The 12,036-nt window shown below is 43.6% G+C and carries 11 protein-coding genes; 7 read left to right on the top strand and 4 right to left on the bottom strand.

All coding sequences use genetic code 11. The features are described 5' to 3' along the window. Positions 1–56: 56 nt before the first annotated feature. A complete protein-coding gene (locus tag J3998_RS00310; protein ID WP_208146108.1) occupies positions 57–1,937 on the bottom strand; it encodes a lytic transglycosylase in 1,881 nt (626 codons plus the stop codon). Positions 1,938–1,975: 38 nt separating this feature from the next. After that, complete coding sequence (gene gloB, locus J3998_RS00305; protein ID WP_208146106.1) at positions 1,976–2,773, bottom strand: hydroxyacylglutathione hydrolase; 798 nt, start codon at positions 2,771–2,773, stop codon at positions 1,976–1,978. Between the two features lie 231 nt (positions 2,774–3,004). Between gloB and J3998_RS00300 the strand changes: the two genes are divergently transcribed. Further along, positions 3,005–3,802, top strand: coding sequence for a methyltransferase domain-containing protein (locus J3998_RS00300; protein WP_208146104.1), 798 nt, complete (start codon positions 3,005–3,007; stop codon positions 3,800–3,802). Positions 3,803–3,814: 12 nt separating this feature from the next. Beyond that, positions 3,815–4,267 (top strand): ribonuclease HI, encoded by a 453-nt coding sequence (rnhA, locus tag J3998_RS00295; RefSeq protein ID WP_208146103.1) that lies wholly within the window; start codon positions 3,815–3,817, stop codon positions 4,265–4,267. 20 nt (positions 4,268–4,287) lie between these two features. Here rnhA and dnaQ read toward each other — a convergent pair whose 3' ends face one another. After that, entirely contained in the window at positions 4,288–4,986 is a 699-nt protein-coding gene (dnaQ, locus tag J3998_RS00290; protein WP_208146101.1) for a DNA polymerase III subunit epsilon, read from the bottom strand. A 72-nt stretch (positions 4,987–5,058) separates the two neighbouring features. Here dnaQ and J3998_RS00285 point away from each other — a divergent pair, with 72 nt between their 5' ends. Then, a complete protein-coding gene (locus J3998_RS00285; protein WP_208146099.1) occupies positions 5,059–5,484 on the top strand; it encodes an FKBP-type peptidyl-prolyl cis-trans isomerase in 426 nt (141 codons plus the stop codon). Between the two features lie 108 nt (positions 5,485–5,592). On the opposite strand, the gene J3998_RS00280 is transcribed toward J3998_RS00285, so the two are convergent. Continuing rightward, positions 5,593–6,288, bottom strand: a complete 696-nt coding sequence (locus J3998_RS00280) for an MBL fold metallo-hydrolase (protein WP_208146097.1) — start codon at positions 6,286–6,288, stop codon at positions 5,593–5,595. 233 nt (positions 6,289–6,521) lie between these two features. On the opposite strand from J3998_RS00280, the gene hrpA reads away from it, so the two are divergent. From hrpA to J3998_RS00260, 4 genes are all read left to right on the top strand, one after another. Further along, positions 6,522–10,466 (top strand): ATP-dependent RNA helicase HrpA, encoded by a 3,945-nt coding sequence (gene hrpA, locus J3998_RS00275; protein WP_243750523.1) that lies wholly within the window; start codon positions 6,522–6,524, stop codon positions 10,464–10,466. Positions 10,467–10,643: 177 nt separating this feature from the next. Continuing rightward, positions 10,644–11,186: a c-type cytochrome gene (locus tag J3998_RS13190; RefSeq protein WP_243750522.1), complete on the top strand. Its 543-nt coding sequence runs from the start codon at positions 10,644–10,646 to the stop codon at positions 11,184–11,186. A gap of 141 nt (positions 11,187–11,327) precedes the next feature. Next, positions 11,328–11,687: a hypothetical protein gene (locus J3998_RS00265; RefSeq protein WP_208146086.1), complete on the top strand. Its 360-nt coding sequence runs from the start codon at positions 11,328–11,330 to the stop codon at positions 11,685–11,687. 18 nt (positions 11,688–11,705) lie between these two features. Then, positions 11,706–12,035, top strand: coding sequence for a DUF5052 family protein (locus J3998_RS00260; RefSeq protein ID WP_243750521.1), 330 nt, complete (start codon positions 11,706–11,708; stop codon positions 12,033–12,035). The last annotated feature ends 1 nt before the right edge of the window (position 12,036 follow it).

The following is a 12,036-nucleotide window of genomic DNA, read 5'->3' as shown; positions in this document are numbered from 1 at the left end:
TTGATAAAACGCGACACTTTACCTGTTGTTTTGTCGCGTTTCATATGGAAAAAGCACTAAATCGTTTTAAAAGGAATTTTTAAGATTTGTCCTGGACGAAGTAAGGTTTTCTTGGTGATTTGATTGTATTTCGCCAAACCATCGACACTGAGTTCGAACTCCTTGGCAATCACCCAAAGATTGTCGCCGTTTCGTACTATATATTGTTTATGTTTGGAAGTATTTGAACCAAGCCAGATATTCAATTCCTGATTTGGTTTTAGTGATTTTGCTGAAGAAATACTGTTCCACTGCATTAACTGTTTTACTTTAACGCCGTGTTGATAAGCGATTTCGCTGAGGGTTTCACCGGATTTTACTTTATGCACTAACTTCTGATTCTGAATGGCATTTTGGTCTAAAACCAAATTCTGCCCGACACGAATGGTGGATTTCTTGCCCATTTTATTCCAGTCACGAATTTGCTGTACATCGACACCATTTCGTTCAGCAATTTCACTCAAGGTGTCACCGGCTTGCACTTTATAAAGCAATCGGGTGCTAACCGATTTTGCCGGAGCTTTAGCGACTTTAGATGATGCGTGGTCTCGTGAAGATGAACGTAAGGCTTCTGTTGGCGAAACTGTATTCACTTTTACGAGATTGGTCGAGTCTGCAACCACCGGAATCAATAAGGTTTGTCCGACACGAATAAAGTTTGAACGCATCTTGTTAAGCTTTTTAATAGCGCTGACCGAAGTACCGTAATTTTCAGCAATTTTACCGAGATAGTCTCCGGCGCGGATTTTATGTCTTTGCCAATGAACTTCGAAGTTTTTGGCGTTTTGTTCATAAAACTGGGTAAACAAAGGTTCTTTGTCTACCGGTAGTAGGATGTGGTGTGGGCCGTTTGGCGGTGTTGCCTGACGAATATACGCTGGATTGAGCTGGGCTAACAAGCTTGGTGATACCTTGGTGTTAGCGGCAACGGCATTCAGCGAAATCTGGTTATTCAGTTCAATAACGTCGAAAAATGGTTTATTGGCAATGGGAGCGATATCGATATTGTATTTATCGTTATGTTCAATCAGATAAGCAATTGAGAGCAGTGACGGAACATAGTTCTGGGTTTCTCTTGGCAGATATTTGCTGATTTGCCAAAAGGTCGGCAAGGTTTCGGACTTACTGTGTTTTTTCTGGTAGCGCTTAATCGCCTTGAGAACATTACCGTAACCGGCGTTATAGGAAGCCAATGCCAGTAGCCAGTCATTGGTGTTGTTATAGTGGCGTTGCAAATAGGTTAATGCAGCCTCTGTACTTTTGACGACGTCTCGACGACCGTCATACCACCAGTTATTTTCCAGTCCTAGGCTTTTACCGGTCGCCGGCATAAATTGCCATAAACCTAGTGCTTTGGCGTGTGATTTGGCGTGTGCTTTAAAACCGCTTTCTACTATCGGTAGAAGCGCGATTTCCATTGGCATATTGCGCGCTTTGACTTCTTGAACAATATAGTACAGATAGGGCTTGGCACGTTTAGATACTTCGATAAGGTGCTTTTGGCGTTTTTGATAAAAACTCACCGAGTGTTCAAAGTGTCCTTCATTCTTGATAACTAACTGGAAAGAACCCGCAAAAGTATCCCATAGATTGTCTGATTGTACGGTCTCGAGGTGTTGGTATTGAGCTTCAATTTCTTGCTTGATTTGCGGCTTTTCACTAAGGTGAAGCGTACTAGGTTTTTGTGCTTGCGGGCGCGTAATCGGGTTATAGCTTTGTGTTGTTTGTACGCTAACCGTTTTCTGGATTTGAGACGTTTCGGTTGTTTCAGATTGGTCGAGACTAGGAACTGAAACACAGCCGTTTAAGGTTAATGCAACGATACCCAAGGTTATAGCCAGCGGTAAAGTTTTTGGTGTTGTCCAGTTTTTTTGTGGGGATCTTTTTGCTGTATTCATTTTTATATTTTTTGTTAACCATTCGGTTACGAAATTGTTTAATTGATGTTTTCTACGCCTTGATCTACATGATCTTTCCATGTACGAAGTGTCGCAAACAGTTGTGCCGGTGTTTCGGCACTGCCCTTAGCGAGAAGTTGCGACTTTAACGGCTCCATATCGAAGCGCATAAATGGGTTGATCTGCTTTTCCAAACCCAGCGTGCCAACCTTGCCATCGTGCAACGCTGGGTAGTTGATGACGGTCTCTTTAAGGCGCTGTTGTAACACTGGGTTACCTGGGTCTACGTAAGCGGCAAAAGCGAGATTATCTGCTGTGTATTCATGCGCGCAGTAGAACAGTAGGTCGTCGCTTAAGTTTCTCAATTTAATGATTGAGTCTGCAAATTGTTCTGCTGTGCCACCTAAGATTCGACCGCAACCACCGGTAAATAGCGTGTCCGCACAGAACAGAAGATGATCATTGTAATAACTTATGTGGTCTTCGGTATGGCCCGGGGTTTCAAGAACTTGAAAGCTTAAGTCACCACTTAAAGTCACTTGATCGCCTTCTCGTAAGCGCTTGTCGATTAAGTTGAATGGTGTCAGCTCCGGACCGTACACGGTGCAGTTTGCAAAGTTTTGCTTTAAGGCTGCGATGCCATCAATATGATCAAAATGGCGATGGGTGACTAAAATAGCGGCCAAATCGAGATTGTGTTGTTGTAGGAAGTCGATAACTTGTTGAGATTCGCCTGGGTCGACAACCCACGCTTTTGCAGTGTGTTCATCGAAAAGAACCCAAATGTAATTATCGTATGTGCCGACTAAAGCCGGAATTCCTACTATTTTTATCATGCGGTTTGGTGACATTTTGTTTTCAAATTGACACGGATTTTACTGGTTAAAAACAATTATTTCTATGCGGATTTATGCGGTCAGCGGTAATTTTTGTGCGCACAGCCGCAAAAAAATGCCATAAAAGCAGGATATTGATCGAAATAAATTCGATTGGAATTAAATCGATCGCTAATAAAATGTATTATGAATTCAGCTTTTTATTGCATATTTACCGATGGAGCTTAGCGCATGTCTGCTAGTTTTCAACAGCAATTAAAACAGTTGTTTAGCCAGCAACCGTTAAACCGAATTTATCAAGATGAAAAGGAACTGATTGACCGTTCGCTAAATAATTTATTTGGCTATTTTATCTTGCAGTTGGGGTGTATCTCGCAGGAAAACTTGATGCAACATAGCCGAGTTAACGTCAAGGTGTTACTCGATTCGGTCTATCCTGCTGATCAGGTGATTCTTGAAGGCGTACAATTTGTGCAGTCCGATTTGGATTATCTACCGATTGGCAAAGATAAAGTCGACCAAATTCTGTTACCGCATACTTTGGAAACAGCCGATGACCCGCTGTATTTGCTTCGCCAGCTGGATGCGATGTTGTTGCCGGAGGGGCATCTGGTGATTACCGGATTTAATCCGAAAGGATGTTGGGTTTGGCGGCACCGCTGGTTCCATCGTAATCGGTTGATGAAATCGGCCAATTTGATTTTGCCGCGGCGTATAAAAGAGTGGTTAGGCGTTCTTGGCTACGAAATTCAAAAGCTAGACTATACGCCGATACGCTGTTCTAGCAGTCATTGCGAAGGTGGATTCTGGCGGCAATTATTGGAACGGATTGAAAGATTGATGCAAAAACTCGGCTTTGAATTCGGTAATGCCTATTGCTTGGTCGCTAAGAAAAAAGTCGATGCGCCGACGTTGGTTGGTGTAAGGTGGCGCATGCCGCGCTGGCAGTCGATTCGTGGCGGCGCTTTAAGTAATAAAGTTATGGGCGCCAAAAGTGAATCTGCAATGAAGAACCTGCACAAGAAATAATTAAGGAAACAGATGACACAAGGAAGTTTACCAACCGTTCACGTTTTTACTGATGGTGGCTGTCGAGGTAATCCCGGGCTTGGCGGATGGGGAGCCTTATTAAAGTACGGTGAACATTTAAAAGAATTGAAGGGTGCTCAGGCTGAAGCGACCAATAATCAGATGGAATTAATGGCCGCGATTCAGGCATTGGAAGCGCTGACTAAGCCTTGTCATGTCATTCTAACGACCGATTCGCAGTATGTAAAAAACGGTATCACTGCATGGATTGCCAATTGGAAAAAGAAAAATTGGCGCACGGCAGCTAATAAACCGGTTAAAAACAAAGAGTTGTGGCAGAGACTTGATGCTGCAATTACGCCGCACCAAATTGAGTGGAAATGGGTTAAAGGCCATTCAGGTCATCCGGAAAACGAGCGAGTGGATGAGCTTGCCAATATCGCGATGGATGAATTCTCAGGGTGATAGAGGAGGCTTAATTCGGGTTACCAATTAAGCTCCTGGCCGGACTTCTTACTAATTTCTGCCAATTTCTTTTGATGCCGGTTCAGTTCGTCTTCGTCGGCACGAATCACTTTCAATGGCGAGCGGTTCGCGCTGCTCGCTAGTTGCATGCCATCTGCGTTACTGTTTCCGTAATCATTATCTAGAATCAAATCGGTTTGACCGCCAGTCATTGCCAGATAAACATCGGCAAGAATTTCCGAGTCAAGTAAAGCGCCGTGGAAAGTACGGCTACTGTTGTCGATATATAAGCGGCGGCAAAGGGCATCAAGGTTATTTCGTTGACCCGGATACATTTTGCTGGCGAGCTTTAAAGAGTCGGTAATCGTGCAGTGATCTTCTATCTTGCCCCAGCAGTTGTTCGGCAACATCGAGAGTTCGTGGTTAATAAAGCCGACATCGAAAGGCGCATTGTGAATGATCAATTCAGCACCCTCAACGTACTGCATAAAGGCGTCTATGACCTCAGCGAATTTCGGCTCATTGGCAACGCGATCGTCAGTGATGCCATGCACTTGAATGGCTTCGGCAGGAATGGATCTTTCAGGGTTGATATATTGATGGTAATTGTTTCCGGTTAGGCGGCGTTTGACTAGCTCAACCGCACCGATTTCAATAATTCGGTCGCCGGTTTGCGGGTCAAAACCCGTGGTCTCGGTATCCATTAATATCTGACGCATCAAATGATCCTTTGCAGTAAAATAAGCGTTTATTCTAGCGAACTTTTAAGCTTAACGGGAGCTAAGCAAACTATGAAAATTAAAAAGGGTAGCCGCGTCTCTTTCCATTACGAACTACGTGATGAAGAGGGCAATGTAATTGACTCGACTTTTGACGCAGAGCCTGTGATTTATATCCAAGGTGAAGGTGAAATTATTCCAGGTTTGGAAGAGTTTTTAGAAGGTGAAGAACCGGGCTTTGAAGCGAAGCTGACATTGCCGCCTGAAAAAGCTTATGGGCCTGTTAATGATGACTTGATCGTATTTGCCGGCCCAGATAACTTCGATGACAATGTGCAGATTGAAGTCGGATCAGCAGTTGAGACTGAAGATCCAGATGGCGAAATTGTCACTTTCCGTATTATCAGTATCGAAGAAGACAAGGTTTACCTAGATGGTAACCATCCGCTTGCTGGTAAAACACTAAACTACAGAGTAGAAGTGTTAGAAGTGCACTGATTCTTAATCCCTAGTAGCAATAAAAAAGCCCCGATTGTGAAATGATTTCATCACTCGGGGCTTTTTTTGACCTGAAAATTTTTCAGGTCATAACTTAACCAAGCCGAATTATTCTTCGTCTAGGTTACCGCACTTAAGGTTACCTGGTACCGAGATATCAATACGCTTAGGACGCGGTAGATTTAGATTGTCCATAATGGTTGAGAAATCTTCAAACGATTTCTTGTCACCGGCACGAACATTAAATTTCTTCTCTTCACCGATTGTTGACTGCGTGAAACCTTTATAGTCGTGCGCAGGGAAAACCATGGTGTCTTCCGGCATAGTGAATAGTTTGTTCGTTAGTGAGTTGTACATGTCTTCGTTACTTCCTAATTGGAAGTCAGTACGACCGCAGTCTCGAACCAAAAGAGTGTCACCAGTAAATACCGCACCGTCGATTACGTAAGTAATGTCCGTGTTGGTGTGACCCGGTGTGTGCAGAACACGAATTTCTTGTTCGCCCAGTTTGAACGAATCGCCTTCAACTGCAAGAACATCAGCACACTGTGATTCGGAGTTTTTATGCACAACAATTTCCGCACCAGTGCGTTTACGAAGTGGGCCTGCACCGGTAATGTGGTCAGCATGGATATGTGTTTCAAGTAGGTACTTAACATTCAGCCCCAACTCTTCAATATGCTGCATATCTCGTTCTACTTGTTCGATTACTGTGTCGATTACCGCCGCTTCTTTTGTTTCTTCGTCCCAAAGAAGGTAGGTATAAGTCCAAGTGTCATAATCAAATAATTGGCGAATTTTCATTGTTAAAGCCTTGTATTTTGAATTTGCTATAATGCCGATTTTCAGTGGATGTACAGTGAAAATCTACTGCGATATAGAGACTTGCATTTAAGCAGATCTTAATTTAGTTCTATAAATACTTTTGTGAACGTATAAAAATAACTAATGTCTATATCAGAATTTATTAATATTATGCGTATTGTGAGACTGTCCGTCAACCTATGTTATTGAATTTCCCAAAGAAAAAGAGCAGCTTGATAAATTTTATCAATCAACAATGCATGGTTGTTGATAGGTTTAAACTATTAAACCAGTTGAGAGGGAAGCCTGAGGTTATTGGTGATTTAGAAAATGGCATTGATAATGGATGGCTTAACCGATTAACAAAATCTATTGAAATTGCAAAATCGCGATTAGAAAAAATTCCTGAAATTTCTTATCCAGACAAGCTTCCTGTCTCGGCACGCAAAGATGAATTAGTTGAGTTAGTTAAAAATAATCAGGTTGTTGTCATTGCCGGCGAGACCGGTTCGGGTAAAACCACGCAGATTCCTAAGATTTGTCTGGAGGCTGGGCAAGGGGTATTCGGTAAAATTGGTTGTACCCAGCCACGTCGTTTAGCCGCGCGAAGTGTTGCCGAGCGTATTGCAGAAGAATTGGGCACTACGATTGGTGACTTAGTGGGTTACCAAGTTCGCTTTCTCGATCAGGTTAAGCAGCATAGTTTAATCAAAGTCATGACCGACGGCATTCTGCTGGCGGAAATTCAAAACGACCCTTACCTCAATCAATATGACACGATTATCATTGATGAAGCGCATGAACGCAGTGTTAACATCGATTTCTTATTAGGGATTCTAAAAAAACTTCTGCCAAAGCGTAAAGACCTAAAAGTTATTATTACCTCGGCAACCATTAATACCGAGCGTTTTGCTAACCACTTTGCCATAGACGGTAAACCGGCCCCAATTGTCGAAGTCTCCGGGCGTACCTATCCGGTGGAGGTTCGTTATAACCCTCTAATTAGTTATGAAGACGATGCCGGTAATGTTATTGAGCAAGATGTATCAACGGCTGTTGCTGATGCGGTTGAAGAACTTGCGCATGAAGACCCTTTTGGCGATGTATTGGTGTTCCAGATCGGTGAGCGCGATATTAAAGAAACCGCCGAGGTTTTGCGTAAGCGCAATCTGAAAAACACCGAAATTGTGCCGCTGTATGCACGACTGTCGATGGCCGAGCAAAATAAGGTTTTTCAGCTTTCGCAAAAGCGCCGCATAATTTTATCGACTAACGTTGCCGAAACCTCCTTGACCGTTCCGGGGATTAAATACGTCATTGATCCGGGTCAGGTAAGGATCAGTCGTTACAGCGTACGTTCCAAAGTACAGCGTTTACCAGTCGAGAAAATCTCGCAAGCCTCTGCTAATCAGCGTAAAGGTCGTTGTGGTCGTGTTAGCGAAGGTATCTGTATTCGTCTATATGATGAAGAAGATTTTAATAGTCGTCCGGAATTTACCGATCCGGAAATCCATCGTACCTCCCTGTCTTCGATTATTTTGACCATGGCGCAGCTGCGCCTCGGCACGGTCAAAAAATTCCCGTTTATCGAGCCGCCGAATGATAAGTCGGTGAATGATGGCTATCGTCAGTTATATGAGTTAGGTGCCTTGGATGAAAATCGTCGCTTAACCGACGAAGGTCGAAAAATCGCCAAACTGCCGATTGATCCGGCGGTAGCGAAAATGGTTATGCAGGCTGAAAAAAATGGTGTGTTGGCAGAGGTTATTATTATCGCCAGCGTGCTGAGCATTCAAGATCCGCGCGATATTAATGAGTCGAATATGTCGGCAGCACGCCAAGTGCATAAACAGTGGGATGATGAACGTTCAGATTTTCTGTTCTTTTTGAATCTATGGCGTTTTTATGAATATCAGCGCCGTCACCTTTCACAGAATAAGTTACGCAAGCTTTGTAAGACCAATTTTCTTTCGTATTTACGGATGAAAGAGTGGCATGAACTGACCATGCAGCTGGAGCACAGCCTCAAGCGGATTGGTATGCAAGTTGGTGAACTGCATATGTATGAAGAGGTCAAGCAGGGTAAGAGTGTCATTGAGCGTTTAAGTGACATCCATTCTATTGCACTGCATCGTTCTTTAATGGCCGGTCTGCTTGGTAATATCGCTAATCGTGATGATGAGCGTTCATACTTGGGGGCGCGTAATACCAAGTTGTTTATTCATCCGAGTTCAGTGCTTTTTAAACGCCGCCCGAAATGGATTCTATCGGCGGAATTGGTGGAAACCTCAAAATTATTCGCTCGCACTAATGCAGAAATTGATGTGCGCTGGGTCGAGCAGTTGGCGCCACACATTATTAAACACAGTTATGCCGACCCGCATTGGCAGAAAAAGGCAGGCCAAGTTGGTGCTTATGAATCGATTACCTTGTTCGGTCTGCCGATTATCAATCGTCGACATTGTAATTACGGGCCAATTAATCCTAAAGATGCACACAAGATTTTCTTACGGCATGCATTGGTCGAAGGTGAGCTACACTCCAACGTCGAGTTTTTTGTTCATAATCGCCAGTTGGTTGAAGAGATTGAACGCTTAGAGTCAAAACTGCGTCGTCCTGATCTATTAGTCGATGACGAACAGGTTTACCAGTTTTATGCCGAACGAATTCCTGAGCATATCTACAGCAAGCCAGCGTTTGAGAAGTGGGTTCGCAAAACTGAGAAAGCGGCTCCTGAAAAGCTGCAAGCACTGTTTTTGACTAAAGATTGGTTAATGAAGCAGCAAGCTGACGAACAGCTGAATTACGATTTCCCAGACCAGATGGCATTGCCGAATAAATTGCAGATAGCTGTTGACTACCGATTTGAGCCGGGCAAGAAACAAGACGGGGCTACTTTTAAGATTGCGCTAGCGCAACTTAATTTGTTGGATTCGCAAGATTTTGAATGGCTGACTCCGGGATTGATTAAGGAGAAGGTTGCGAGTTACATCAAGGCATTACCGAAGCATCTTCGTAAGCAGTTTATTCCCGCTCCGCAATATGCAGATTTGGTGTTAAAAGAGATGTCGCCAAGCAAAGCCGAAAAAGGCCAAGCCATTCCTTTTATCAATCAATTAGTGTGGGCATTGAACCGTCGCGCTAATCAAAAAGTGCATAGCGAAGATTTTGCCGAAGTCGAATTGCCGATACACTTAAAGCCTTATTTTATTTTGTTGGACAGTAAGCTCAAGCAATTGGCTGAAAGCGATGACCTTGACCAATTAAAGGCGGACTATCAGCATCTAGTTGACGCGCAAATCAAACGTCATCAATCTAAACGAGCGGCTGAAAGTAAAGTTATTACTCATTGGAATTTTGGTGATCTCGCTGTTAGTAAGACAATAAAAGAGCGCGGTGTGCAGATGGTTGCTTACCCAGCGTTAGTGCTTGAAAACGGCAATATCCTTTTGAAATTACTTGGTGATGAATATGAAGCCAGTCAAAGTCATGCCCAGTCCGTCATTGAATTAATTCGTCGTGAACTAGCGGATAAAGAAAAATACCTGCTGAAGAAGTTACCGTTACAGAAAGCGTGTCTTTGCTATGCGCCATATGGAACTTGCGCGGATTTAACCGCTGAAATTGTTGATCGTGCTTTGTGCCAACTTATTCCACACCCTTCGCAACTGCGTAAACAGGAAGATTATGAAAACGCCTTAAACTTGGCTCGCTCTAAATGGATTGAGCAAGCGCAAGGTTTGGCAAAGCTGGTGACTGAAATTCTAACTCTGCACCAGAAGGTTGCTAGGCAGGTGAAAGGAAATATTAATCCACGCTGGTTAATGTCTTTAAGCGATATTAAGGGGCAGTTAGATGATCTAATTGCCGCAGGATTTGTTAAAAGTACGCCGGATCAATGGTTGAAACAGATTCCACGTTACCTACAAGCGTTGCAAAAGCGCCTAGAAAAAATTGACCAAGATCCGAATAAGGATCAACAGGCAATTCGTCAGATTCAACCGCTACTGGACTTATATCAGCAACGTGCCCAGGATAAAATTTACGCCAGTCATGAGGAATTGATTGAAATTCGTTGGTTATTGGAAGAGTTACGAATTTCTATTTTCTCGCAGCCGCTGAAAACCATCCAACCGGTTTCTATTCAGCGTTTGGAGAAACGTTTGCTCAGTCTGTAGACTTTGACAAAATTCTGGTCAGAATTTCTTAAAGCTTTATCTCGATAACTGGCTCAGAATAAATTTTAGGGTAAACGTCAGCAAGTGAGAGTAAACGTTTGCCAGCTAGCATTAGCTTGGGTATATTGAAAACTTATTTTTTATAAATTATACCGGTCCGGTATTAAAGGTTGTTTTATGTCAGCGAAAATCTCAAAAAATATGCTTGCACTGCTTATGATGGCGGGCGTCTTATCACTTAGTGCCTGTTCTGATAAAGAGGCTGACGAGCAAAAATCGGCAGAAGCGTCGACTCAGCAAATGACGAATGCGATGGATGTAAAGCAGCCAGAACCTTCGGCTGCGCCAAAAATGCCTTTGGCAGAAGAAATGCCTAAAGTTGCTGCTCCTGAACCTGCTGCCCCAGCTCCAGAAGTAAAAGCTGAGCAAGATATGCAGCAAATGGTGGAGACTAAGGCTAAAGAAGCGGTTGCAGCTGCTACAGCAGGCGTGTCCGGTGAAAAAGTCTATGCAACTTGTATCGGTTGTCATGGCGCGGCTGGTGAAGGTGGTGTGGGGCCTAAGCTTGCCGGGCAAGAGGTTACTGCGATTGTCGATAAATTGCAGCGTTATAAAGCCGGCGAACAGGTTGGCCCTATGACCGGCATGATGGCACCGATGGCTTCTGGGCTTTCCGATGACGATATGCAAGCGGTTGCCGAGTATGTTAACTCGCTATAAATGTGCCTAGCGAGTTAAAAAATGAACGCCTGTCAGTTGAAAAACTGGCGGGCGTTATTATTATTTGAGAGTGGAAAATTATTTAATGAGTCAAGCGAGCCAATGGAATCAAGTGCTCGGCGACTTTTACGAGGTGAAATTATGAAGAATCTAAAAGCGAAGAATATTGCTTCAACATTATTGTTAAGCGCGCTAATGAGTGTCCCATTTAGTGTGCAGGCGGAAGGCGATTGGTGGGAGAAAACCAAACAAACCGCGAGCGAGGCTTGGGATAGTACGACTGAAACCGTTTCTGGTTGGACCAAACAGGCGAAAGAATCGGAAACCATGCAGTCGGTTAAAGAAGGCACTTCTGAAGTGGTGGATACCATGAGTGACAAGCAGACTTATATCAAGGCTTGGGAAGCGACTAAGGAAACCGCCGGTGAAGCGAAAGAGAAGGTGGTAAAGGCTTATGAAGAAGCTAAAACCACTAACGATACACCAGCCTCCGGTGAGTAGTAGTTAAGGATAAGGGAAATGTTCAATAACGGCAGAAAATTAAAGCGTATTGCTAAAATGGCTACCTTAATGCTGTTGCCAATCACAGCGCTTGTGGGCTTAAGCGGTTGTGATAAGGTTGCTAACAGCGCTAAAAATCTACAGTCGGACTGGGTCGGCCTAGACCGTAAGGTAGAAATCTATAGTTGTATGAGTGGTAAATTGCTTAAGGTGTATGAAGGTGATGTCCGTTTGAACGAAGACGATAAGCTTGGTTTGTCGTTGTTGGTTGACGGCAAAAAAGTCAATACCAATATGTGCTATATCATCTCGGAAAAAGGCTCCAAAGAGCAAATTTTAGCGCAATAAC

This window comes from Thiomicrorhabdus marina (assembly GCF_017571465.1).
GTDB classification, from domain to species: Bacteria; Pseudomonadota; Gammaproteobacteria; order Thiomicrospirales; family Thiomicrospiraceae; genus Thiomicrorhabdus; species Thiomicrorhabdus marina.
This window is presented reverse-complemented; position numbering and strand designations above follow the sequence as displayed.